A 24239-nucleotide genomic window follows, 5' to 3' on the forward strand; every position below is an offset into this window, starting at 1 on the left:
GTACTGAAGCAGATCAGACGTGGAATCTCCCCTCAGCCCGGCCTGAGTCCGGCGTGCCTCCTTCTGTGAGCGCTGAGTCCTGAGACCAGCTGTTGAGAATCGAGTTCCTCCTGCGGACTGCGACCGGCAACGCAGGCCCTGCGACCTCAGCAGATTCCGCGAGGTCTGTGCGACGACTGATTCCAGGACTCCTTGAATCGAGATCCCGGTTCTGTCGCGCGGGTTCGATCGGCACGGTTGGTGGTTGATACCCCACCGGTCGACGGGCAGGAGGAAGTAATGCGCGCTGGAGAGGGCGGACGCGACAAGCAGTACAGGTGGCTGGGTCGTGAGTGAGCGCGCAGAGTTGATCGATGCCCACCGTGAAGCTGCGGCGTTCTACCGTCGGGAGTTGGTTAAGCGACCTAGTTGGCCCGTTGAGTATCTGCGGGCGCGGCGGCTCGATCATGTGCTGGCGTGGAACTCGAGTTGGCCGGTCGGGTATGCGCCTGATGCGTGGTCGGGGTTGATCGATCACCTTCGCCGGAAGGGTTTCGACGACAAGGTGCTGCTTGATGCGGGCCTGGCGAAGGTTACGCATAACGGCTACATGATCGATCAGTTCAAGGATCGGCTGATGTTCGTTGCGTACGACCGAGCGGGGGACGGGGTTGGTTTTGTCGGTCGGGGGCGTGAGGTGGCGAAGTACTTGAACACGGCGACCACGCCGGTCTATGAGAAGTCGAAGACGCTCGTTGGCCTGGGGGAGCAGAAGAGGCTCCTTGCTAGAGGCGGGATTCCCGTGTTGGTTGAGGGGCCGACCGATGCTGTGGCGGTTGATCGGTTGAGCCGGCTTACCCGGTGTGGTTGGGCGGGTGTCGCCGTTGCGGGCACGCGACTGTCGGTTGAGCAGAGCAACTTGTTGAGCCACAACGCGTCGTCGGACATTGTGATCGTGGCGACTGATGGGGATACATCGGGTAGGTCGGCTGCGATCCGGTGGCTGGGTCCGTTGTCGGCGACGTTTCGCGATGTCTTGTGCGCGGAGCTTCCAGCTGGCCATGATCCGTCGTCGTTGTTCGCGTCGGAGTATGGAGCCGATCGGCTCAGTCGTGCGTTGAGTTTCGCGAGGCCGTTGGTCGATGTTGCGATCGACGCGGAGTTGTCGCGTTGGTCGCGGGTGCTGGATCACATCAGTGGACGGGTGAACGCACTTCGGGCTGTCATGCCGTTGGTCACCAAGATGCCCAAGGACCGGGTCGCAGCCGAGGTGATGCGCCTGTCGCGGCTGCTGCAGTTGGACGAGCAGACCGTTTCGAGGGAGCTGCTCACTGCGGCGACCGGGGTATCCCGTCGCCGCGCCCAGTCCGGTACGGCGTCCCCAACGGCAGTCGATCACCCTCCGCCGAGCCCAGACATCTGAACTGGTATCGGTGCCTGCGGCATCTAATCGGAAAAGCGATTCCAGGATTCCTTGATCGCGAGTTCCAGGTTCTGAAGGCGGCTCAGGTTCACGAGATTGGTGACAACCAATCACAACAGTGAGCTGGAGATGCCAATGACTGCCGAGCTACAGGAACTCTTGACCGACCTGGCCGACTCGAACTGGGCGCCTGACCCGTCCAGGCGACTCGCGCGAGGGATCGAGGAGCGGATTGTTGCCCACATCCCGAGCCGCCTACGCATCGCGCTCGGTGCCGACGAGGCTGCTCAGATCGCTCGCGTGGTGGCGTGGGAGCGCTGCAAGCAGTTGACTGTCGATCGGCCCCAAGATGGCCCCTCGTGGGGTTATCTGGCGAACAAGGTGCGTTGGCGTCTGGCGGACATCGTCCGTGCCAACACGCTGAGGAGCCGGCGCCATCCGCTGACCCAGCACTTTCCGGAGCAGCAAGACTCCACCGGCCCGAACGAGCTCGGAACGTTGCTGGACGAGATCGCCGTGGAACTCACACAGCAAGGTCTTCCGATGGCGGAGGCACGGCGGTACATCGTGATCGCTGCCGATGGTCCGCGGTTCGAGCGCTCATCGATAACTGCCCGTCTCATTGCTGCTGGCGCTACCAGAGCACAGGCAGAGGGTTTTGCCTGGCTGCTGCGCGGTGGCGCGGCGAGGCCGTCTGCTCTGGCTAGGCTCGCGGCCGGCCAATCGCCTTGCGAGACCTTCCGCGACGCGGCGGTGCAACGCTGGCTCCTTGCAGCCGCAGGCCATGACCCCCACTTTTCAGGCGGCAGGTCGGGAGTCGGTCACAGCACTGGTATCGCGTGGCGCACGGAGTCGGCGCGGCCCGGCCTGGCGAGGACGGCATGACCTGCATGTGGACAACTGCCCGCGCGTTGAGTCGGCATGAACTCATCTCAGACGGCGGTCCGCCGCCGCAACTGGCTGCTTCGGTACTACGGACGTCAGGCACGGCGGTCAGTCTCGCCTTGCGATGGCGCGATGACCCCGGCGGCCCGCAGCCAGGTGACACGCGCAGCGCTGAAGTGGCGCCGGACGAGACCGGCTCGGACCAGGCGGATGCCGGTGGCGACGATGCGGCCAAGCTGGACGCCTGGCAGCGGCCAGTGACGTCCGATCCCAAGGCTTTCGCTGTCGCATACGCCCGCGCCATCTGGACCTACGACACCTCGATCCACAGCTTCTGGGACTGGCGCGACGCGGTCAGTGTGTTCGCCGATCCGACAGATCCGCCGGAGGGTCCGAGGGTTGCTCGCAGCTTGCTGCCGTACCCCGAACAGTTCGAGCAGTTGCAGCTTCACGATGCCAAGGCCAGCGTCTCCGGCCTCACAGTGGACGTGACACCTGAGCTCAAAGCCATGGAGAAGGACCCACGGGCTCCGGCGGGTTGGCACGGCTACCTCGTACGCGGCGCTCAGAGCACCCAAATGGACGGTCGGACGTCGACCGCCCCCCGTCAGGCCACGGTGGCTGTCGTGTGCTCTCCAGACTGCCGGTTCTGGTCGGCGAGCAGCGAGAGTCCGCAGTGATCGGCAAGGCGGCGGCGCTGACAGTCGCAGCCCTCCTCGGATCGTTCATCCTCCTGCCGGTGGCCATCGCGAAGAGCGACACCGAGCTGTGCAAGCCGGCACCTGTTGGCGGTGACCTCAGCCTCGATGCAGAGCAGCAATCGAACCTCGCCGTCATCATTGGGGTCGGGCACAGACTCGGTGCCGGGAGCAACGGCCAGGTCATTGGTGTCATGACCGCGCTCACCGAGTCGACCCTGCGCAACGTTGACCACGGCGATGCGGCCGGCCCGGACTCTCGCGGTCTGTTCCAGCAACGCGCCGGCTGGGGTCCGCTCGAGGTCCGGATGAACCCAGAGGGGGCCTCGAAGCTGTTCTTCGAAGCCCTGCTGGACCTACCTGGGTGGGCAGCGATGCAGCCCTGGGCTGCGGCCCAAGCAGTCCAGCGGTCCGCCTTCGCTAATGGAGACAACTACCGGCGTAACTACGAACTCGCCACCCGGCTAACCCGGCAACAGCCAGGTGCATGCACCGCTTGGCAGCTCAACGATTCCGACGAGCTGCCTGGTGCGCAGATCGCGGTGGCCAAGGCGATGACGATGATCGGCCAGACCGGCTACTACCAGCTCTGCGCGCGGCTCGCCGCCAACATCTGGGGCCGCGACCGCGCCGGGTATGTCTCCGCCGCCGAGCAATGGAACGCGATGGTGGACACCGCCCAGGCGCACCAGGGCGACCGGCGACCGCCTCTCGGCGCCCTCGTCTTCTGGAGCACCAGCGGCCCCTACGGCCATGTCGCCGTGTACGTCGGCGCCGGCCGCATCGTGTCGAACGACATCGGCGACACGGTCCCGGGGATCGGCGGTGTCTACCTGACAGAGATCGGCTCGATCGAGTCCAGATGGAACGCGAAGTACCTCGGCTGGGCTCCGCCCATCTACCCCGACGCCTGACAGCGACCTCACTTTCAAGGACACATCATGCGAAGCATCATCGTTCACGCCGTCGTCGTGGCGAACCAGGATCCGGGCATCACTCCGAACTCGAGCGGTCTGCCTGGCCTTCCTGCATTGCGCCAGATGGCGGGAGCCCTGTTGACGTTCGGCCTGGTCGCCTGCGTGGCGGCGTTCGCCGTCTCTGCCGCGGCCTGGGCGCTGGGGAGCTTCAACAACAACTCGCACTACGCGGGCAAAGGCAAGACCGGGTGCCTGGTCGCGGCCGGCGCCGCGCTTCTCATCGGTTCGGCCAACGCGATCATCCGCTTCTTCAGCGGCATCAACGTCGGCTGATCAGGGACAGAACCGTGGCCTGGACCGATTGCCTCCTCAACCCCACAAGCTGCCTGGTCGAGAACGTCGCCGAAGCCGGCGCGAACTCAGCCTGGGAATCCTTCCTGAAGTGGTCCGCGCGCGGCCTGGCGGACTTCTCCGCGACCGTCTTCCAAGCGTTCAGTACCAGCACCGCGCCGCGCTTCGACCAGAAATGGTGGACTGACAACCTCGACCTCATGGTCTTGGTGTCTCTACCGCTATTGGTCGCATTGTTCGTGCTCCAATGCATCTCCGCGGTCGTTCGGAGAGAGCCCGGCCGGCTAGGGCATGCCCTAGCCGGTGCCCTGATCGGTACCGCCGGCGTGCCGCTTGCGGTCGGCATTGTCGCGGCCTGCGGCAAGGTGGTCGACGAGATCGCAGCCGCCATTCTCGGCAGTCACGTCACCGCGGACGGCCTGAAGCGGATGGTGGACATCAGCGCAGTGCTCAGCGTCGGCACCCGCGGCGGCTTCCTGCTCCTCGCCGTGCTCCTGGCGTTGATCGCGTTGTTCTCGCTGTACTTCGTGATGCTCATCCGCGAAGTTGCGCTGGTGGCTTTCGTTGTGTTCGCCCCGATCGCCATGGCCAGTTGGACTTGGACCGCCACGAGGCATTGGCTGCGCCGTTGGGTCGAGGTCGTAGGCGCGCTGCTGTTTTCCAAGATCGCCATGGCCGTGGTGTTCGCCCTGGGCATCTCCGCGACCGGCGCGTCCGGCCAGGAAGCCTCCTCGAGCCTGGGGACGTTCCTCACCGGGATCCTGCTGGTCGCGATGGCTGCTTTCGCGCCGCTGGCGACTTTCTCCTTCATCCACTGGGCAGGGGATCAAGGAAATGCAGCGAGCCACGCCATGCAGCAAGGCATATCGGGCGCGAGCGCCGCTCGTGATCAGGTCGAACAGGCGCAGCAGTGGCGCGCCGACCACTTCGGTGGCTCGGGCGAGGACGATGACTCCCCGGTCGTCGAGGGTGACATCCCCAACCCGGACATCGAGAACGGAGCCGGCGATTCCGACGACGATTCGACCTCACCTTCGACGGACAATACGGCTTCAGCCGAGACTATGACGGCAGACCCGGCCGACGGCAGCGGAGCTCCACCATCAGTGGCGTCTCCGGCGGAGTCCGGCGCTGAGGGCTCGTCCGCGATCGCTGTCGCCACCACCCAGGTTTCCGTCGACGGAACTCTTGGAAGTTCAGGAAGCCCGACTGGTCCCACGGGTGACTCAGCACGAGATGAGGATCAATGACCTCGCCTTCCACGATCTCCACCCGATTCCCGCGTCCCCAGCGCACCGCCGTACTCCTCGGCCTGCGGCCGCTTCAAGTGGCCCTGTCGGCCGTCGCAGTACTCTTACTCGCGCTCACCGCGTTCGGCGGGGGAAGCGCGACTGCACGGCTTGGTGGTCTGCTGATCGCTACCGCGGCGGTCGCGATCGCGTTCGCCCGGATCGAAGGCCTGCTTGCCTACCACTGGATCGTGCTGGCCACTGTTCACGCCATCCGCGGAGTGCGCGGCAAGCAGCGGCACCGAGCCCGCCTTCTAGAACCGAAGGTGCACGGTGCAATGCATCTTCCAGGCCAGGAGACGGTATTGCGGGTGCTGGAGACCAACGGCTCGATCGCCGCGGTCCTCGATCCCCGCCGCCGACGGCTCGTGGCCGTTGCCCGAATCGAGGGACCCGCTCACCTGCTGCAGAACTCCGATGAGCAGGAGCGCCGCGTCACGGCGTACGGAAGACTCATCGCCGGCCTGTGCCAGACCGGTCGCATCGCCCGAGCGCAGATCCTCGAGCGCACCCTGCCGGATCCAGGCGACGGCCTCGGTGAGTGGGCGCGCCAGCGGCAGGTCGACCGGACTACGCCGGCCGGCGCGATCTACCACGACCTTCTGCAACGTGCGGCGCCAGCGGCGGCCAAGCACGAAACGCTGTTCGCCTTCGCCCTGAGCCTCGACGCGGTCTCGAAGGACATTCGTAAGCAAGGCGGCGGTACCAAGGGAGCGATGGCCGTGTTGGCATCCGAAGCCCGCGCGTTTCAAACGTTCTTCGCCGCAGCCGGCGTCGCAGGATGCTGGCTCAACGCCCCCGAGTTGGCTATGAGCCTGCGCGTCGCCTTCGACCCAGCTGCCACGCGAACCATTCCTAGCGCCGAGGTCCTGGACCCGAGTGGCGCTGGCCCACTTGCAGTGGATACCCACTGGGATTCCCTACGGACGGACTCGTCGCATCACCGGGTTTACGTCGTCTCTGAGTGGCCGAGAGTACGAGCGACACCGTCGTTCCTCAGCCCACTGCTCCTGAAGCCGGGGATCCGGCGAACCTTCTCCCTGGTCATGCAACCGATCCCGGTCGGCAAGGCGCTGCGCGACGCTCGCCGACACCGCGTCGAGCGGGTCACCGACCGGGCCACCCGAGCCAAGATCGGACAGCTCGAAACCGAGGAAGACCGGCAGTTGGATGCTGATGTAGCCCAGCGCGAGAAGGATCTGGCGGCTGGCCACGGGGATGTGCGATGGCTCGGTCTGCTGGCAGTCTCCGCAGACACAGAAGAGGCGCTCGACGAGGCCTGCACCGAGATGGAGATCGCAGCCGCGCAGGCACTGATCGACCTGCGCCGCCTCGTCGGCCAGCAACTCGAAGGGTTCCTCGCCGCCGCGCTCCCGTTCGGGATCGGACTCGGATGAAGCGACGCCAGAAGTCAGCAGCGCTCTTCGAGCCGACCGGACTAAGCCGACACGACCGAACAGCAAACCGTCACGCGCTTGCCACCATGCAGGTCGCCAAGCCAGCGCCAGGCGCCGCGCGCGAGCCCGAACTGCCGACAGTGTCAGGTGTGCTGAAGCCTCGGCCGTTGCTGGTCGACGTCCACCGCGCCACCACCCGCGTACTGCGGGTCGCGTACCCGTTCTTGGCCGAAGGCGGACTCGGCTCCGACGGCACCTACATCGGCTCTGACGTATTCAGCGGCGGCTCATTCGTATACGACCCATGGGTCCTCTACCAACTCAAAGCCATCACGAACCCGAACATGCTCATCGCCGGAGTGATCGGCAGTGGCAAGTCCACCACTGCGAAGGCCCTCATCACCCGCTCCATCGCCCTCGGCCACCGCGCCTACATCCCGTGTGACCCCAAGGGGGAGTGGACCGCGGTCACCGAGGCAGTCGGTGGAGCGGTGATCAAGCTCGGCCCTGGCATGCCCACTCGGCTCAACCCGCTCGACGCGGGTGACCGCCCGAACACCTTCGCGCTCGACGAGTGGCAGCGCGTCGTGTGGTCACGCCGACGCGCGCTGCTCGGGACACTCGCCGAATCGACATTGGGTCGACCCCTAACCCCTGTCGAGCACACCTCGCTCGACCTCGCTCTCGAGACGGCATCCCACCGGCGCGAGACGCCGACTATCCCTCACGTCGTGGCCGCTCTGTTCGACCCCGATCTCAACCGTGCCGCCGGCAACGACCTGGACATTGCTGGTCTGACGTCGGATGGACGCGACGTCGCCCATGCGATTCGCCGGCTCGTGCATGGCGACCTGGCCGGCATGTTCGACGGCCCCTCCACCACTCAGTTCGATCCGTCGCTCCCAATGGTCAGCCTGGATTCCTCCAGGATCAGCTCTGGCGGAGATGACCAAGCCTTGCGCCTCACTCTGGCCTGCGCCTCATCGTGGATGGAAGCCGCCGTCGCCGATCCGGCCGGCGGGCAACGCTTCATCGTCTATGACGAGGGTTGGCGGGTTATGCGCGACCCTGCCCTGCTGCGCCGCATGCAAGAGCAGTGGAAGCTGTCCCGGGCGTGGGGCGTGTCCAACGTCCTCATCGTTCATCGACTCTCCGACCTGGCCGCGGTCGGCGACCTCGGGTCAGAGTCGCGTGCCCTCGCCGAAGGCCTGCTTGCCGACTGCTCAACCCGAGTCATGCTCCGGCAGGAGCCAGACCAGCTGGCCCGCACGGCAGCCCTTCTCGGGCTGACTGATGTCGAGATCACCACCATCGCCAAGCTCCCGAAGGGTCGAGCCCTCTGGAGACTCCCGAGCCGCTCATTCGTCGTCCAACTGATCCGCCACGCCCGCGAAGCCGAACTCTTCGACACCGACGCCCGGATGTAGCCACATGCAGACACCCAAGCCAGACCTGACCAACTTCTTCCTGGCCGCAGGCGGAGCCCTGATCACAGCGGCACTCCTGCTCTATGCCGCGGGCGGAGTGACGAGCTGGCTCCAGACAGGCGAGTGGATCGACACGCCATGGACCGCGGCACTCGAGGTCCTACTCGAGCCGACGCGTCCTGGGCACGCCTTCGGCCTAGGTGAGGTGATGACGCCCGTTCTCTACTGGGTGGTCTTCGGCTCGCTCGTTGGTCTGCCGATAGCTGCGCTCGGCGCAGCTGCACGCCTGCGTCAGCGAAGAGCCGCCAGCACTGCGAGTCGCACCCGACAGTTGACGGCTCGGCCCGGGCTCGCCACCCGCGAAGACGTCCAACTGGCCGCCGGTCGACGACAAGTCGTCCACCGAGGCAAATCCGCTCGACCGCTCGTTCACCTCCCGTCACCCACGGACGTCGGGGTGTACCTCGGACGCTCCCGCGGCGTCGAGTGCTGGGCCTCAGTCGAAGACTCCATCATCACCGTCGGCCCGCCCCGTTCCGGGAAAGGTCTCCATCAGGTCATCGCCGGCATTCTCGACGCACCGGGCGCCGTGGTGACCACCTCAACCAGGCCAGACAATCTCGCCGCCACTTTGGGCACACGTGAAGCCGTTGGGCCGGTCGCCACCTTCGACCCACAAGGCCTCGGCTCGACCGGCGGTATCCGATGGTCACCAATCCGCGGCTGCGAGAGCCCAACCATCGCGATCGTCCGCGCCAGCGGCCTGGCCGCCGGCGCAGGCTTCTCCAAGGGCGGAGTCTCGGACGGCGCCTTCTGGCACGGCCAGACCGAGATGGCTCTGCGCGGCCTCCTCCACGCCGCGGCCATCGACGGCGCCGGCATCAACCAGCTGTACCGCTGGGGCCTCGAACCGGCCTCCGCGATCGAAGCCGTCGCCATCCTGAACCGCAGCGACCACGCCGCCGAGGGATGGGGCGACACCCTCGACGGCATCGTCCGCATGGACGGCCGAACCCGAGACGCCATCTGGGCCGGAGTCCGATCCGCCCTCTCTGCCCTCGCCGACCCTGCCGTCCGCAAGAACCTCGACCCAGCAGAGGGAGAAGGACTCGACCCAGCAACCTTCCTCCGAGACCGAGGAACCATCTACCTCCTCGGCACAGGCGTCGGCGCCAGCGCCACCTCGGCCTTCATCGCCGCCCTCCTCGAAGACATCACCGAAGCCGCCCGCCAGATCGCCGCCGGCAACCAAGGAGGACGCATGGAGCCACCCCTCAGCCTCATCCTCGACGAGATCGCCAACCTCTGCGCCGTACCGTCCCTGCCGGCGCTGATGGCCGACGGCGGAGGCTCAGGCATCTCCACCCACGTCGTCATCCAATCCCTGGCCCAGGCCAGAGACCGCTGGGGCGAACAAGCCGCCGCAGCCATGTGGGACGCGGCGACCCTGCGTTTGATCCTCGGCGGCTCCGCCCAACCACGAGACCTCCAAGACCTCGCCGCCGTCTGCGGCGAACGCGACGACGAAGTACGCAACTGGAGCCGCGGCCCCGACGGCGGACGAACGCTCTCCAGCAGCACGCGACGCATCCCGATCCTGCCACCCGACGTCCTCCGAACCCTGCCCTTCGGCGTGGGCGTCCTCCTGGCCCGAACAGCCCCACCGATCCTCCTCACCATGAGGCCCTGGACCGACCGCCCCGACGCCGACCTAATCCGCTCCAGCATCGCCGCCAGCACTCAACCGACAGCCAACTCCTGATGCCAGCCGACGACGATCTTCTTCAAGCCCTCGGCCTCGGAGCACTGACCGATCCCCAAGTCATCTGCTGGCGCGACCTTGAACCCAAGACAGCCACCGACGAACTCGACCGCCTCGCCACCTGGCTCGTCTGGTTCGTCAACCGCTACTACCTGGACCACAAGACCGTCCCACCCTGCTGGCACGCCCACGGCGCCCTGGTCGAAGAGCTCTCCGCCCTGCGAACCCTCTGGGAAGCCTGCTACCTCGAAGACGCCGCCCCCTCCGACCCCATCGGCTTCCACCGAGACCTCGACACCACCCTCCGCCGCCTCCGCGAATGGACCTCCCGCCTCGGCTGCAGCCGCACCAACCACAGACCAGAAATGCAGACCTGACTTGCCCATGGTGTGCAGCAGCCCAGCGGCACTGTGGGCGCATCAGGCCGATGTCCTGCGCGCGTGGCATGGCGATCATCCGGATGACATCGCCGTCGCGATTGAGCTGCCGACCGCCGCAGGCAAGACCTTGGTCGCTGGCCTCATCGCTGAGTATCGCCGCCGCAAGTTTCACGAACGGTCGCGTACCCGCTCCGACCCGACAACTGGCCAGGATTCGGGGCTGAAATCGTCGGGTCCGCTGCTGTGGCGCGCGGTGCGAGCAGCCTTGCGTCTCGGGGACTTGAACCTGGCGTTGCAGTGACGATTGATCGCAGGCTGCTCGCGGATCTCGCCCGATTTGACCGGCGTTGCGGGATCAGCCGGAACTGTTCGGCTCGGTCGCCTCGACCGCCACGGCTTGGCGGGTCCTGGACAGCGTCGACAAGGCCGTTGGGCTAGGGCTGGTTGCTGGTTTCGAGGTGGTGCTTGGGAACGGCTACACGTACTGCGGCGATAGCGGTGTCGCTCGGCACCTGGATCGCGCCGCGGCTCACCCACTCGGTGATGTTGGCGACCATCGTGCCGACTGCCTGCCGTGACTGTGCGGACGGTGAGGGCACTGTCCAGTTGGAGGGGCAGCGGGAGACGAGGAAGCAGCCGTACGCGAAGGTCGATCCGTTGAGGACGCGGGCACCCGAGGCGGCGGTGAACGTTGTTGTGTGCATGGGACGGGCCTGACCGCTTGTGCGGCAGATGCCGGTGCCGCTGGCGACGATGGTGAGGCCTGGCCGCCGATACAGATTCGAGTCGACGCGGTCGATCTCGCCCGCAACAAAGCCAGGCAGGCTGGTACCCGGGGCGATTCCGTTGAATACCCAGCTCGTGCCCGTGATCAGGGTGTTGCCAGGGAGGCCACAGATGTATTCGGCGCCGAGATACGGCTGCGATGCGTACGCGTCGCCCAGATAGCGCCAGAGGGTCGAGTTGTAGCCGTCGGTGTAGCGGTCGATGTCCCAGGCCCTCCGGCTGCCGTCAGTGAACCTGATCAAGCGGTACGCCGTGTTGGCGCCGAGGTTCGCCACGTTGACGCCGCGGTTGATCGCCTGGCTCAGAGCTGCACGCATGCCCATCGAGAAGTACTCGTCGTGGCCGGGCAGGAAGATCGTCCCCGCGCGGTTGGGTAGCTGCCCCCCGAACTCGTCCAAGTCGTTGTTGGTCCAGTAGGTCACGTCCAGCCCTTTGGACTCCGCCCAGAACACCAGCCCCTGCTCGAGCGGCAGGTACTGCCCGGACCCTTGCCCCTCGGCGTACGGACGGTTGTACGTGAGGCGGCCGGAACCGGTGGTCACACCGCTGTAGAAGCTCACACCGCCGTACTTGTTGTAGGCCTCCCAGGTCGCGTTCGCCTGCTGGATCAGCAGGTCGTGCTTCGTTCCGGTGTCGTCGCGGACCGTCAGCGGCGCATAGGAGGCGGACGTACCGTCGCTGATCTTGATGAGATAGGTGCCGGGCACCCAGGCGGAATCGACGAGGATGCTCAGAGTCTTGGCCCAGTGCGCCGCGGATGTCATCCGTAGCGGGTTGCCATTGGCGGTTCCGCCCGTGACCGGGGCCGGCTGAACGACGGTCTGAACGCCGTTCTGGCGCCAGATCTCGCGGGCGCCCAGGCCTTGGTAGTAACCCATCCGATAGGCGACGACGCTGACCGGATTGCCGGAGGTCACCTTGAGGTCGACGGTGTCTCCGCAGGTGGCCGAGACCTCGGTGAGGTAGGCAGCCAGCGTGCCGTTCATCGATGTCGGGATCACCCAGCCACCGGTTCCAGGCTTCGCGTTCTCCGCGGTCGTGGACGGCCAGGCGGTCGGACACCCGGCCGGGACAGGCGCGAAGCCGGCGACCGGTACCGGCGGCATCGCAGCCGGGGGCGCGATGAGCGCCAGGGTGCCGGAGCCGGACGACAGGAGCGTGCCCGTGGAGGTCCGGGCGGACATCGCGAGGGTCAGGATGCCGCCGTATTTGGACAGCACGACTCCGTAGATCGGGATGCGTAGCCGTGCGCCGGCGGCGACGCTGATGGCAGCACGGGGAGTCCAGGTCGCGTAGCCGCTCGAGGTCGTCAGCGTCCCGTTCACACTCGTGACGGCGCCTCGGGCTCCCGCGGGCAACTGCATGCGGACTGCGGCCAGGACGCCTGCCCGCGTGACCGTGGCGGAGTAGTTCAGCGTCGTCGTCTGAGCAGGAATCGGGTTGCTGGCGGTGATGGCCACGCCGGCGGAGTAGGTCCGCAGGGGTGTGAGAGTGCCAGTTCCGGAGGACAGGATCGCCCCGGTCGTGCCGGTTGCCTTGAAGCTGAGGGTCCAGGGTCCGCCGTTAGGTAGACGGAGGCCGTAGAGGGGGATGGCGAAGCGGGCGCCGACGCCAACGGCCACGGTCTTGCTGGGTCGCCATCTCAGTACTCCGGGCGACACTGTGCTCACGGTTCCGTTGACAGAGGTGATCCGGCCAGTCGAGCCGGAGGGTATCGACATGACGATGTCGCGCACCGTCCCGGCACGGGTCACCGTGGCCCGGTAGACCAAGGTCGTCGTGCCGTTCGAGGCTACGGAGGGCGTAATGGTCACATTGGCGGCTGCGGACGCGGGTCCAGCAGCGAACGTCGTCATCATGGCCGACAGCAGGAGAACAACACCTGCCGACGCGATCAACCTACGGATCATGATTCCCCCAGGCATCCCAATCGCTCAAAACGTCTGAGCTGACTTCCCCCCCGGAAGGTGACCAGATTGATCACCTTGCGAGAGTGACACGCAGTGAGGTCGCTAGGGAAGGCCAAGTCACGTCACAGCTCGGCACCGAACCGTCATGGGCCCAGGAGGTTCTGGATGCCTGCTACCGCGGCGCCTGACTCGACGAACTCTTCAAATTGGCGCAGTAACTATTGCGTGGCTCGAGCCAGCCCGGGCGGTTCAACAGGGCAGACCGCACTTCGGACGCACACTGAACGTGCCGTCACTTGACCGCGTGCACGCTGATGTCACCGAGCTGCATCCAGAGCATCGCAGCCGCTCGTGCCTCGCGCTCGAACCGTTCGACCCCGGCCCGGCTCTCCCGCACCGGGAGCAGAAGCTTGATCGCCACCTCACGGCCGAGTACTTCGTCCGTGGCGCGGCCTCACCCATCCCCCCACGCCCCAGCGGCTCACGCAGCCTGTAACGCTCGGCCACGAGACCGGTGGCACTCCTACATGTCCTCACCAGGGCTCGGTACCCAGACCCGGAAATCGGCAAGCGGTCAAAACCGGGCTAGTCCGCTGGCGTTGTTGACCGGGCGCTCACGGCAGCCGCGGTGACTGGCCGCCGGTCCAGATCCAGATCTCGGAGCCGGGTCGTTCCGGGCGGTAGCCGAGTGCCCAGCCGCGGACGTCGTTTGGTGTTCTGCCCATGCGTTCGGCGGCGCGGCGGCGTTCTTCCCAGTCGTGGACGTAGAACACCTGGCCGTTGCCGGGCCCGCCCGACAGTCTGACTATCTGCTGATTGCATTCCATCAGCCCCGCCGCCAATCACTCGCGTGGTGCTTCGATGATCACCGGCGCCGCCGACAGAAACCACACGTCCGGCTCCGGCGGTCAGCCGGTGGGGGCTTGGTGGATGCGGAGTTCGGTACTGCGCAGCCAGGTGATGGTGCCGTCGGGTCTGCGGACGCGGCCGATCCATTCGCCGTCGCGGCGGCTGAACACCCAGGCGTCGAGCAGGCCGCCGGGTTCCCAGGTGGCGATGTCGACCTCTTGGGGTGCCTCGAGGCGTCGGACGGTCGTGGCGTCGCGCGGGCCGTGGGCGTCGTATTGCAGTTCCAGGTCGGCCGCGAGCTGGTGTGCGGCGGCTTCGGGGAGGCCGCGGCCGCGCCAGCCGTTGCTGGCTGCGTCCCAGACGCCGTAGGGGCCTGCTTCGGTGTCGGGGCGCACCTTGAATCGTCCGAACATGGCCACAGGATGCCATCAATCGAAAGTATGTTCTACTTGAGTCTGGGTGGGCTGGACAGGCCGCCTGAACGGGGAGCCGAGGTGGTCACGGTGGGCTACAACAACCCACCGATTCCGTGGTCGGAGCTGGAGCAATGCTGTCGGCAGGTGCGGGTGTCCAGGGTGCCAATACTGCAGGCAACGCGGGGTTCATGGGGCATCGCCGACCGGAACCCGAAATGGCCGGTGGCGACTGGCTGTGGATAACGTCCGCGGCCAACACACGTTCTGAGGCAAGCTGATGTCGGTCGCCAGCTGCGGCCCATGCCACTGAGGTTGAGGTTGAGTCCGCAAAGCGTCGAGACTTAAACGCGCGTCAAAAGGAAGGTCCCAGCCGGCGACCCTACGACCTATCTGTTCACGAATCCACGCCGATGAATAGATATGGACAGCCAGCCGCCAGCCGGACACCGGCCGGCCGGTCGGCCGTCGGCGGACTCTCAGCAGTCCGCCGGCGGCCGGCCGCACCGTCTCCTATCCGGTGGTGGCGCTGAAGATGTCGTTGTTGCCGAAACTGGCCGGGCAGTCACCTAGTGGCCAGGGGGCTGGGAACACCAACTGTCCGGCGTTCGCGGACGCCTGCCGCCAGGCGTCCATCGCGGGGCAGTCGGCGGTACGGCGGACGTCGGTCCAGACGCCGGCGCCGTAGTCGCGGGTGGCGATGGCATAGACGTAGTCACCGAGGAACTCGTTGTAGAGGATCCGACCCTGCGACGTACCGCGTGCATCGCCGAGCGGCCCCGAGTACGTCGTTGTCCACGCGCCGGGCGCACCACCTGCCCCGATGGCAGCACTCTGCAGTACTCCGTGCTCCGGCCGCGGGTTGGCCGTGGTCGTCTGGAAGGGCTGCGTGAACGCCTGCGACACCACGTAGACCCTGGTGCCGTTAGGGCTGATGGCCGGTGCGGCGTACGTCGGGATGTCGCCCGCCGGAGAGATCGGCATCGGCGTGCTGAAGGATGCCGCGCCGTTCGTCGAGTACGCGAACATCGTCTTCTCGTGATCAGGTCCGAAGGCCCCGTCCACCCACGAGTCGACGATCTCATTCGTGGCGTCCGCGCCTGTCGGCGCCCCGTTGGCGATGTCCACGCTCGGCATCGCGGCCAGGTCGGTCCGCGCACCGGCGATGCCGTCGACGATGCAGCGCCCGGTCACCGGATCGTTGTGGAAGCAGGGGTCGGTGATCGCCACAACGTCCCGTGGCTGCCGCCAGGTCTGGCCTCCGTCCAGCGACTTGATCACAGTGTGGAAGCCGGCCAGGCTGGTCCCGCCGAAGTGCGTGAAGAAGACGTAGACCACGCCATGGCTGTCGGTCCGCACGGTGCACCCGTCGTACGCGCCCTGCCTGGCGTTGGCGATCGCCGGCGCCACTTGATGCTGCTTCCAGGTCACACCGCCGTCGCGCGAGGTGGACACCATGGGCTTCAGCGGGAACGCGTTGCCCTGGCTGAAGCTGTGGAAGTCGGAGTAGCAGACGTACGCGTTGCCGAAGAACGGGCTGGACTGTGCGTTGTCCGCCCAGATCTGCTCCTTGTCCAGACCGGCGCTGAACGCCGCGTGCGGCGCGGCGAAGTACGGCCGCGACCAGTTGGACTGATCGGCGATCCGGGCCTGCGTCGGGTTGTCGATACTCGACACTGTCACCGCGAACGAACTGTTCTGACCGGTCCCGTTGCGAATCACGGTGTCGGTGAGGTTGGTGGCCAGGCTGGAGAAGTACAGCCGGTCGCCATTGGCCCACGAGAACCCGTTCGGCCCCGGTGCGGGTCCGAACGCGACGCCGGTGTCACTGCGGGAGCGCAGGCCGTTCTCGTAGTAGTTCGGCACGGTGTGGATCGGGCCGACGTGAGGGACGCACGGCTCGACCGTCGGGCTGCAGTCGGCTGCTGTCAGGCCAGAGTAGGTCGGCTGGATCCAGGTGTGCCCGCGGTCGAACGAGAAGTGCACCGCGGACAGGCCGACGCCCAGGTTGAACGTACCCAGGGGGAACGAGCAGGCGGCGTGTTCCGTGGATGCCAACCGCGAGCACGGCTGCATGTCGACCAGGTCGTTGGAACCGGCGGCGAGCACGTCCGTCCGGATGGCGCTGACCGCCAGGGACGGCTCGTTGGACGAGTTCCGCGGGTGGAGGTTGGTGGGGCTGGCGACGCTGACCAGAGCGTCGGCAACCGGCTGGGAATGGGCCGCCGGAACGCCGAGCGCGCCTAGCGCGAGGGCAGCGGCCAGAATAAGACATCGTCTCAGGGAACGCACGAGGGACTCCTCTCCGCGCGGCCCAGGTCCGGGCAAGCGGAGCGTTCACCACAGAGATGGCCTGGGCCGTGATCAAACGTGTCCGGGCGTCAGCGTAAGCCTGCGCTGGTCGCGTGCCCATAGCTCACGTCAGGTATTTATGGCCTCCCGGAGCCGAGAACATCTTGCCGCTGATCCCTGGACCCCGCCGCGGTCTCGACTGGTATCGGCATCTATCGGGTGAGGGCGGGGAATGGCGAGCCCTGCCTTGTCGCAGCGAACAGCTCGACCTTGCTCCGGGGCATGCTGCCACTCCCTCAGACAAGCAGCAAAGGGATCGCGCTCAACGCCTCGTCTCGTACCTGGTCAGGACCACGCCGCCGGGAAACGTTCGCGTCTCCACCAGGTTCAGGTTCACCCAGCTGTCCAGCGCGGTGTAGAACGGTGTGCCGCCGCCCACCAGCACCGGATGGGTGACGACCTCGTACTCGTCGACCAGCCCGGCCCGCATGGCCGCCCCAGCGAGCGTGGCGCCACCGACCCTCATCGGCTCGCCGTCGTCGGCCTTGAGTCGGGTGATCTCCGCTACGGCGTCGCCGGTGACCAGGCGGGTGTTCCAGTCGACCTTGTCGATCGTCGAGGAGAACACCACCTTTGGCGTGTCCCGCCAGTTCCGCGCGAACTCGATCTGCGCCGGGGTGGCGTCGGGCTGCTGGTCGCCGGTCGGCCAGTGGGAACTCATCGCCTCCCACAGCTTGCGCCCGTACATCAACAGCCCGATCGCCAACTCCTGGTCGAGCCACCACTGAAACAGCTCGTCGCTAGGCCTGCCCCAGCCGATGTCGTCGCCGGGCGCGGCGACGTAGCCGTCCAGGGTCAGGTTCATGCCGTAGATCAGTTTCCGCATGGCGCCATGCCTTTCTGTCCAAGGGGTCGCATCTCATCACTCCTCGTCCGGGCGGCCGCGTCCGGGCCGCCGCTCACCACTACTACGAACGCCCCACCTCGGATCCGACAGCCGGCGCAGAAATTCTCACCGAACAGTCGGTCTCGGGAGTCTAGATCGGCTCGGCGCAGGAAACTGATCAATGCGCGATCTGAGTTCGGCGGTAGTCATTCGTGCTCGGTGCGCGCAGCGTCGCCCACTCAGCCGACCAGGGCAACCCGCCTAATCTCAACCCCGCCCGCGCACAGCAAGCAGCGCACCCACTCCACACGCGAACAGACTGCTCAGCCCGCTAGATGCCGTGCAAATTAACGTGCAATTAGATGAGGTCAACGACGGTTACTCGGCGGGCCGAGACAGACCACCGATCGTGCTCGGGCGGGCCGGCTCCTGGTCCTCGCTCAATGAGGTTTTCTCACCGGGGTTGGTCGCCTGAGCGGTGTCGTTGTCTGGGGCAACGGTGTGATGAACGGTGCGTGTCGCGTCAGCGGCGTGGGGTCCTGACGCTGGAGGTCGGTTCTCGCCAAAGAAACCCGTCCACGGTCAGAACCCCACGTGATCACCTATCGTGCCACTCTCGACGTGCCCGCAGAAACCGCCCGCCAGGTCGCGCGCTGGCTGAGTGCACACCGCAAGTGCCACGACCTGCGGCCGTGGCAGCGTGCGGCAACTCCGTTCGTCCAGGCCGTCATGGTGTTGCGGTGGTTCAGGGAGGCCACCGATCTGCGGGTCCTCGCCCGGGACGCCCAGGTGAGCATCGCGACCGGTTACCGGTACCTGCACGAGGTGATCGACGTGATCGCCGCGCACGCTCCGGACCTGCACGACGTACTCGCTCAGGGCCTACACGAAGACTGGTCGTTCGTGTGCCTGGACGGCACGTTGATCCCCTCCACCCGCTGCAGCGCACCGTCGGAGGCCGGGCACGACCTGTGGTACTCGGGCAAACACAAACAGCATGGCGGGAACATCCAGGTCGTCGCCGATCCGAGCGGGTATCCGGTCTGGGTCAGCGACGTCGAACCGGGTTCCACTCACGACATCTCCGCGGCTCGCGCTCACGTTCTGCCTGCTCTCTACCCGGCCGCGGCCGCGGGACTGCCGACGCCGACAAGGGCTACACCGGCGCCGGCATCGGGATCCAGGTACCACTCAAGGGCGACAAACTCTCCACTGACAATCGGGCCCGCAACGCCATGATCAACGCACTGCGCGCACCAGCCGAGCGCGCGAACGCACTGCTCAAAGGCACCTGGCGGGTACTCCGCCGGATCACCCTGGACCCCTGGCGAATCGGCGCCGTCACCACCGCCGCACTCGTCCTACTCCACCTTCAGAAACCAGACCGGGGAGAAAACCTCAATGCTTCCAAGCCGGTTATGCGGCAGCTTGCCGGCTGACCCCAGTCTGACCCCAACAGGTCCACACGAACCGCCATCGGGACAACCTCGGAGCCATGCTTCACCCTGCGCCCAGGAGCTAACCGTCTGTTGCTCGCTCCTACGGATCAGAAGGTCCCACGTGTCAGTCTCGCCAACTCTTTGGCATGGTCGAGCGTCCAACAGGTATGGTCAGAGTTCGTCTTGGTGCCAGCCTGCTGGCTCTCGCGCTTGTCGTGAGTACGACGGTCACGATCGAATCTGCTTCCGCGGCCGAGGCCGCCGTACCGGCCGGGGGAGCGTGGGCGGTCTTCTACCGGATGACCATGGCACAGCGGGTGGGGCAGCTGTTCATGGTCGGAGGCGCAGCCACGGGCCCCGGGGCTGCGACGTACGCGGCGATCTCGAGCTATCACGTCGGCTCGGTGATGCTGACCGGCCGCAGCTACCTGGGCACGAGCGCGACGCTGTCGGTGACCCGTGGCTTGCAGAGCAGGGCGACGGTCGCCGCGACACTGGGCGTGCCGTTGTTCGTTGCCACGGACCAGGAGGGCGGCTACGTCCAGGTGCTGCAAGGTGCCGGCTTCTCGCGGATGCCGACCGCATTGACGCAGGGAACCTGGTCGACCAGTACGTTGCGCTCCAGTGCGCTGACCTGGGGACGTCAACTGCGCTCGGCAGGCGTCAACCAGAACCTCGCTCCGGTGATGGACACCGTCCCCTATGCCATGTGGTACACGAACAAGCCGATCGGCTACTACCAGCGGGAGTTCGGTTACACCACCTCAGTCGTCTCCAGCCACGGCAGTGCGTTCATGGCTGGCATGCTCGGCGCCGGCGTGGCAGCCAGCATCAAGCACTTCCCCGGACTCGGCCGGGTCACCGCCAACACCGATGTCTCCGCGGGCGTCACCGACTACGTGACGACGTACGACGACCCGTATCTCGCGCCCTTCCGTACAGCCGTTGCGGCCGGCGCGCCGTTCGTGATGATGTCCTTGGCGAACTACAACAAGATCGACCCCCGCGTGCCTGCGGCGTTCTCCGCCAAGGTCATCGGCGGCATGCTCCGGTCGGAGCTCGGGTTCGGTGGTGTCGTGATCAGCGACTCCCTCGCCGCCAAGCAGGTGCAGGCCTGGTCACCTGCCGCCCGCGCGCTCAACTTCGTCAACGCCGGCGGAGACATGATCCTGATGACCGACCCGACTCCGGTCCCCACCATGGTCAACGCCGTTCTGGCCAGGGCGAACGCCGACAGCACGTTCCGCGCGAAGGTGAACGCGGCGGCACTGAAGGTACTGTTCGCCAAGCAGCGGATGGGGCTCATCCCGCGCGCAGACGTCACCGGCGACTACAACGGCGACGGCCGTAGTGACATCGCGGTGTACCGACCCTCGACCGGCACGTGGTACTTCCGTGGGGTGGGGACGCTGCGCTACGGGCTCCCGGGTGACGTCCCGGTTCCGGGCGACTACAGCGGCGCCAGGCGCACCTCGCCAGCCGTGTACCGGCCGTCCAACGGGACCTGGTACTTCTACCGCGTCGGCCAGGTCCAGTGGGGTCTGCGCGGCGACATACCGGTTCCGGCGGATTACAACGGCGACGGCCGCACCGACATCGCAATCTACCGTCCGTCGACGGGGGCATGGTGGGTCAAGGGCCAGTTCTCGACCACGTACGGCGTGGCGGGCGACATCCCCGCACCGGCGGACTACAACGGCGACGGTCGCGCAGATCTCGCCGTGTTCAGGCCCTCAACCGGCACGTGGTACGTCCGCGGCATGACGGCGATCCGGATGGGTGTACGTGGCGACCGGCCGGTTGCCGCCGACTACGACGCCGACGGACGTGCGGAGCAGGCGCTCTTCCGTCCGTCGACCGGCTACTGGTACGTGCTTGGCATGTCGGCCGTGCAGTACGGCGGACCTGGCGACATCCCGACGCCCGGTGACTACAGCGGGGACGGCCGCTACGACGTCGCTCTGTTCCGTCCCTCGGACGGGACCTGGCACGCCCGAGGACAGCTCTCCCTGACCTACGGAATTGCAGGCGATATTCCAGTCAGCTAATTGGCGCGCTGGCGCCGTCATCTCGGTGGCCGGCGGTGTCCCGCCTAGCACACCGGGTCTCGGCGTCCAGCTGGTGCCGCGTCCTGTCGGTCTTCTTTCCCTACGGTCGGCCGCCCGCTGCGGGCAACGGTTCAGACCGCGAACCGGCCCGCTGGCGGAGCGCGGGTCTCCAGTTGGACTCCGAGCCGTCCGGCGCGCTGATCGGCAGGTGCGGGCAGGCCCGAAGGGCTGCCGCACGCATACGAACGCCCTGACACTGCTGCTCGACTGTTCCGCAAACGGTCTGGCTGCGGTCAAGGCCGGCTGCCACGTGATCGCGTCGGACTGTTGCCTCCCGGCCGCGTGACCCCAATCTGACCCCAACGATCCCTGCCAAAGATCACGTGTCAGCACCGGCGGAGCTTGCAAGGGCGTAGCAAGGCTTCCCGCAGACGCGGCGTTGGCGGCGGATCAGGCAAGCTGTTTCCGGGTATGCACCCGCGTTGCCCAGGGCAACAAGCCTGACAATGGTCGTGTCAATGAATACCAGTCGGAACATGCCAAAGGTGCCAGCCATGACAGCCGTTCGGTCAGCCTGTGGCGCCGCAGACAGCTCAGTCTGCGTGGCGCGTCGAACTTGTAATGCGGTGGTTAGGGGTCGAGTCTCGGCTGACGCCTTCCGGCGCCGGCGATCTGCGGTGCGGACCATCTACGTGTCCGACTGGCGCGGGGTCGCCGTGCTCCTCACGTCCCTCCGCGCGAGGCCGACTTCGTTGGCGGCGAGCGGGGGACAGCGAGCAGCTCGACCATGGAGTTCCAGTGGGAGCGAGCGAGAGCTCCGGTGTCCGGGATGATGACGGGATGATGGATGGATCATTGAGGTCGCGATTGCATGACATCGAGCTGCTCGGCAGCGCTGTCCGCCGTGGACGTGAGCTTGAGCTCTTGGTGGCGAATCTCTTTCGTCAGCTACATTTCGAGGTCCGGATCAATCCGGGTACGGCGAGGCCCAGGCAGACTGACGTGCTGGCCAGCAAGGCCGGCGAGGTCTATCTGATCGAGTGCAAGTGGCGAAGCGACAAGGCAAATGTCGATGACATCGACAGTCTGAGATCCCGGCTGCGGAGAACCGACGGCGGCGTCGTCGGAATCCTTGTCAGCTTCAACGGATTCACCGGGTCTGTGCTCTTCGATGTCGAGCATCACCGGGAGCAGCCAGTCTTGCTGATCTCGGGCGAGGAGCTCCAACGCGCCGCAGGGCGAATGGAGACACTCTCGGACCTGCTGTGGCGGAAGAAGGACGCGCTCCTGACTGATGGCAGGGTCATGCTCGACGAGCCCGTCACGAAACCTGTCAAGTCGAAGCGACCGATCATCACTTTGCCGGACGCCAACAGCTCCTTCCTCACATCCGCTGGCCTACCAAGCTCAGTCATAGAGTGCGGCGGCTCGTTCAGCGGGATGCTCTTCGCCCGGAAGCTCGCCGACATCGATTGGGTGCACGCCACCGGACACGGCGTCACTCTGGACGTCACGCCGTCTGTTCGCGATGAGCGCGAGCTGCTCGGTCTTGTCGCCAAGCTGGCAAACCTCGGCTGGGCAACGTCGGACGCCAGCTGGAGCATCCAGCAGACGACACGCAACTGGCACGGCATGGGGTCCGCTGCCTTCGCCGAGCAACTGCCGCGTTGGAAGCACCGAGCAGGTTCGCCAGAATCTCACCACAGCGAGCAGATCTGCTACTTCGACCGCTGCGACGGCGGCTTCTACACATTGACAGCCGGCATTGCCGCGAACCCGAGCCGCTGGACTCTCGCTCCCGTCCTATCCTTTCAACTCCAGGGCATACCTCTCGACACCGGTCCGCTGCTGCAACTTTGCCGGTCTGTCGGCATCCACGAGGGACTGTACTTCCGGCCGCGCGCCGAGCCCTCGGTACGGCGCTATCGTGACGGCAAGCCCCTCGCCAACGATGTGACTCCGATCCACCTCGTCACCTCACCCAAGTCAAACCCCGAGCTGACCTTTGACCACTGGGTAACGGGCATCGTCATCGCGAACCCCTTCCACATAGCCAACGGCCACGACGGACCGAGCTTCCCTCCCGAGATACCTTCGCAGGTATGCGGGAGCGAGCATCTGATCTGTGCCTTGGCGCACCATCATCCGCTCGACGGTCGGGAGCTCTCCTACGACCTGGTACGCATCGAGGACACATCGACGTCCGATGCTCTCGTCATCCGCCCGGTGGCGGACTGGCTAGACCTCAACCCGCCGTCTTCTGGCGACAGCCAGCCGAATCAGATGTGAGGTGTGGCCGATTCGATCCACGAAGAGGCGACGCCTCGGCGCCTACGCCCTTCCGGCTCGAGTCACCGGAGCTGTTGCATCTCCACCGAAGTGGCCGACGATCGGTGGCCCATGGCCGCAGCGCAGGACGTGACGCCTGTCGTGACGCGAAATCGTGTTAAGCGGCGGTGACAGAGTGGCTCGATGAGGCACGGACGCTGACTAGAGGAGCCTGAGGTTGACCAGTGTTGGACTTGCCATGGCTCTCATAATCCCTGGGTCGGCGGCTCGAGTCCCCCGGCCGCCAACGCCCGGATCGCGGCATGAGAGTGCGTTTCGACCTCAGTCGCACACGAGATAGCGACCCTCGTGGCGCTCCAGGAACTCCCGGAGTGAGTCGATCGGCGCCGCGGGCAGGGTCGATTCAGGCGCCGACGCGAACGCCGCCAGGAGCCGGTCGATCAGTTCTCTCGTGATCGCCGGGGCGTTGTAGTCCGGCGTAGTCCCGAGGAGAAACAGCAGGTCGAACACGGCGCCCGCTCGTCCGGGACTGGGATAGTCACCGGCGTTGGTGGAGCCGAGCCACCATCGATGCCCATGAGGAAGGTACTCGAGAACCCGGTTCTCCTTGACGTTCCAGAACGCTCGGATCTCGTTGTAGGCGGGCGGGTCATCGAGCACGCCCAGCCAGATGTCGCAGACGAACTCCACGGAGAGCAGCCTTTCATCCTGCACGGCCATCGGCATGATCGCGCGGATCGCGGCGTGCGTCGCCGCGTGGTGGCCGTGCGTCGGTGGCTGCCCGAGTCGTGCTGCCCGACCGCGTCGTAGGGGGCATCA

General features: G+C 66.3%; 20 protein-coding genes and 1 pseudogene. 14 read left to right on the forward strand and 7 right to left on the reverse strand.

What is annotated here, in order from left to right; all coding sequences use genetic code 11:
* Window positions 1–328: 328 nt before the first annotated feature.
* The 11 genes from ACFPJ1_RS43115 to ACFPJ1_RS43165 all read left to right on the forward strand — a co-directional run bounded on the left by ACFPJ1_RS43115 (window position 329) and on the right by ACFPJ1_RS43165 (window position 10809).
* Window positions 329–1402 (forward strand): toprim domain-containing protein, encoded by a 1074-nt coding sequence (locus ACFPJ1_RS43115; protein ID WP_380112250.1) that lies wholly within the window; start codon window positions 329–331, stop codon window positions 1400–1402.
* A 99-nt stretch (window positions 1403–1501) separates the two neighbouring features.
* On the forward strand, window positions 1502–2287 hold the full coding sequence (locus ACFPJ1_RS43120; protein ID WP_380112251.1) for a hypothetical protein: 786 nt from the start codon (window positions 1502–1504) through the stop codon (window positions 2285–2287).
* A gap of 176 nt (window positions 2288–2463) precedes the next feature.
* Window positions 2464–2967, forward strand: a complete 504-nt coding sequence (locus ACFPJ1_RS43125; RefSeq protein WP_380112252.1) for a hypothetical protein — start codon at window positions 2464–2466, stop codon at window positions 2965–2967.
* Window positions 2916–3899, forward strand: coding sequence for a CHAP domain-containing protein (locus ACFPJ1_RS43130; protein WP_380112253.1), 984 nt, complete (start codon window positions 2916–2918; stop codon window positions 3897–3899). Before ACFPJ1_RS43125 ends, ACFPJ1_RS43130 begins: the two co-directional genes overlap by 52 nt.
* 27 nt (window positions 3900–3926) lie before the next feature.
* Window positions 3927–4235: a DUF6112 family protein gene (locus ACFPJ1_RS43135; protein ID WP_380112254.1), complete on the forward strand. Its 309-nt coding sequence runs from the start codon at window positions 3927–3929 to the stop codon at window positions 4233–4235.
* A 14-nt stretch (window positions 4236–4249) separates the two neighbouring features.
* A complete protein-coding gene (locus ACFPJ1_RS43140) occupies window positions 4250–5503 on the forward strand; it encodes a hypothetical protein (protein WP_380112255.1) in 1254 nt (417 codons plus the stop codon).
* Window positions 5500–6939 carry an SCO6880 family protein gene (locus ACFPJ1_RS43145; RefSeq protein WP_380112256.1) on the forward strand — a complete coding sequence of 480 codons (1440 nt, stop codon included), beginning with the start codon at window positions 5500–5502 and terminating at the stop codon, window positions 6937–6939. Before ACFPJ1_RS43140 ends, ACFPJ1_RS43145 begins: the two co-directional genes overlap by 4 nt.
* Before the next feature lie 149 nt (window positions 6940–7088).
* Window positions 7089–8366 carry a VirB4 family type IV secretion system protein gene (locus ACFPJ1_RS43150; RefSeq protein WP_380112257.1) on the forward strand — a complete coding sequence of 426 codons (1278 nt, stop codon included), beginning with the start codon at window positions 7089–7091 and terminating at the stop codon, window positions 8364–8366.
* A gap of 4 nt (window positions 8367–8370) precedes the next feature.
* Window positions 8371–10128: a type IV secretory system conjugative DNA transfer family protein gene (locus ACFPJ1_RS43155; RefSeq protein ID WP_380112258.1), complete on the forward strand. Its 1758-nt coding sequence runs from the start codon at window positions 8371–8373 to the stop codon at window positions 10126–10128.
* Window positions 10128–10505, forward strand: a complete 378-nt coding sequence (locus ACFPJ1_RS43160) for a hypothetical protein (RefSeq protein WP_380112259.1) — start codon at window positions 10128–10130, stop codon at window positions 10503–10505. Before ACFPJ1_RS43155 ends, ACFPJ1_RS43160 begins: the two co-directional genes overlap by 1 nt.
* A gap of 1 nt (window position 10506) precedes the next feature.
* The gene (locus ACFPJ1_RS43165) at window positions 10507–10809 is read left to right on the forward strand and encodes a hypothetical protein (protein WP_380112260.1); all 303 of its coding nucleotides are present in this window, start codon (window positions 10507–10509) and stop codon (window positions 10807–10809) included.
* A gap of 133 nt (window positions 10810–10942) precedes the next feature.
* Here the strand turns inward: ACFPJ1_RS43165 and ACFPJ1_RS43170 are convergent, their stop codons facing one another.
* The 6 genes from ACFPJ1_RS43170 to ACFPJ1_RS43195 form a co-directional block, all read right to left on the reverse strand.
* Window positions 10943–13204, reverse strand: a complete 2262-nt coding sequence (locus tag ACFPJ1_RS43170) for a N,N-dimethylformamidase beta subunit family domain-containing protein (RefSeq protein ID WP_380112261.1) — start codon at window positions 13202–13204, stop codon at window positions 10943–10945.
* Between the two features lie 292 nt (window positions 13205–13496).
* Window positions 13497–13625 carry a hypothetical protein gene (locus ACFPJ1_RS43175; RefSeq protein ID WP_380112262.1) on the reverse strand — a complete coding sequence of 43 codons (129 nt, stop codon included), beginning with the start codon at window positions 13623–13625 and terminating at the stop codon, window positions 13497–13499.
* A gap of 193 nt (window positions 13626–13818) precedes the next feature.
* Window positions 13819–14031 carry a hypothetical protein gene (locus ACFPJ1_RS43180; protein WP_380112263.1) on the reverse strand — a complete coding sequence of 71 codons (213 nt, stop codon included), beginning with the start codon at window positions 14029–14031 and terminating at the stop codon, window positions 13819–13821.
* Window positions 14032–14112: 81 nt separating this feature from the next.
* Window positions 14113–14466: a hypothetical protein gene (locus ACFPJ1_RS43185; RefSeq protein ID WP_380112264.1), complete on the reverse strand. Its 354-nt coding sequence runs from the start codon at window positions 14464–14466 to the stop codon at window positions 14113–14115.
* Between the two features lie 513 nt (window positions 14467–14979).
* Window positions 14980–16758, reverse strand: a complete 1779-nt coding sequence (locus ACFPJ1_RS43190) for a sialidase family protein (RefSeq protein ID WP_380112265.1) — start codon at window positions 16756–16758, stop codon at window positions 14980–14982.
* A gap of 322 nt (window positions 16759–17080) precedes the next feature.
* Window positions 17081–17644: a dihydrofolate reductase family protein gene (locus ACFPJ1_RS43195; protein WP_380112266.1), complete on the reverse strand. Its 564-nt coding sequence runs from the start codon at window positions 17642–17644 to the stop codon at window positions 17081–17083.
* A gap of 594 nt (window positions 17645–18238) precedes the next feature.
* Between ACFPJ1_RS43195 and ACFPJ1_RS43200 the strand changes: the two are divergent.
* From ACFPJ1_RS43200 to ACFPJ1_RS43210, 3 genes and pseudogenes are all read left to right on the forward strand, one after another.
* Window positions 18239–19083: pseudogene (locus ACFPJ1_RS43200) on the forward strand (transposase family protein).
* Between the two features lie 215 nt (window positions 19084–19298).
* Window positions 19299–21131 carry a glycoside hydrolase family 3 N-terminal domain-containing protein gene (locus ACFPJ1_RS43205; RefSeq protein WP_380112267.1) on the forward strand — a complete coding sequence of 611 codons (1833 nt, stop codon included), beginning with the start codon at window positions 19299–19301 and terminating at the stop codon, window positions 21129–21131.
* A gap of 867 nt (window positions 21132–21998) precedes the next feature.
* Window positions 21999–23420: a restriction endonuclease gene (locus tag ACFPJ1_RS43210; protein ID WP_380112268.1), complete on the forward strand. Its 1422-nt coding sequence runs from the start codon at window positions 21999–22001 to the stop codon at window positions 23418–23420.
* Between the two features lie 321 nt (window positions 23421–23741).
* Here ACFPJ1_RS43210 and ACFPJ1_RS43215 read toward each other — a convergent pair whose 3' ends face one another.
* Complete coding sequence (locus ACFPJ1_RS43215; RefSeq protein ID WP_380112269.1) at window positions 23742–24140, reverse strand: hypothetical protein; 399 nt, start codon at window positions 24138–24140, stop codon at window positions 23742–23744.
* Between the last annotated feature and the right edge of the window lie 99 nt (window positions 24141–24239).

The sequence above is a fragment of the Kribbella qitaiheensis genome (assembly GCF_042657745.1).
Taxonomy (GTDB): Bacteria; Actinomycetota; Actinomycetes; order Propionibacteriales; family Kribbellaceae; genus Kribbella; species Kribbella qitaiheensis.

What these genes read in the sequence shown, in the direction of transcription:
- ACFPJ1_RS43135 (WP_380112254.1), top strand. Translation starts at nt 3,927, where the DNA reads ATGCGAAGCATCATCGTTCACGCCGTCGTCGTGGCGAACCAGGATCCG.
- ACFPJ1_RS43145 (WP_380112256.1), top strand. Translation starts at nt 5,500, where the DNA reads ATGACCTCGCCTTCCACGATCTCCACCCGATTCCCGCGTCCCCAGCGC.
- ACFPJ1_RS43155 (WP_380112258.1), top strand. Translation starts at nt 8,371, where the DNA reads ATGCAGACACCCAAGCCAGACCTGACCAACTTCTTCCTGGCCGCAGGC.
- ACFPJ1_RS43160 (WP_380112259.1), top strand. Translation starts at nt 10,128, where the DNA reads ATGCCAGCCGACGACGATCTTCTTCAAGCCCTCGGCCTCGGAGCACTG.
- ACFPJ1_RS43170 (WP_380112261.1), bottom strand. Translation starts at nt 13,204, where the DNA reads ATGATCCGTAGGTTGATCGCGTCGGCAGGTGTTGTTCTCCTGCTGTCG.
- ACFPJ1_RS43180 (WP_380112263.1), bottom strand. Translation starts at nt 14,031, where the DNA reads ATGGAATGCAATCAGCAGATAGTCAGACTGTCGGGCGGGCCCGGCAAC.
- ACFPJ1_RS43185 (WP_380112264.1), bottom strand. Translation starts at nt 14,466, where the DNA reads ATGTTCGGACGATTCAAGGTGCGCCCCGACACCGAAGCAGGCCCCTAC.
- ACFPJ1_RS43195 (WP_380112266.1), bottom strand. Translation starts at nt 17,644, where the DNA reads ATGCGGAAACTGATCTACGGCATGAACCTGACCCTGGACGGCTACGTC.
- ACFPJ1_RS43215 (WP_380112269.1), bottom strand. Translation starts at nt 24,140, where the DNA reads ATGGCCGTGCAGGATGAAAGGCTGCTCTCCGTGGAGTTCGTCTGCGAC.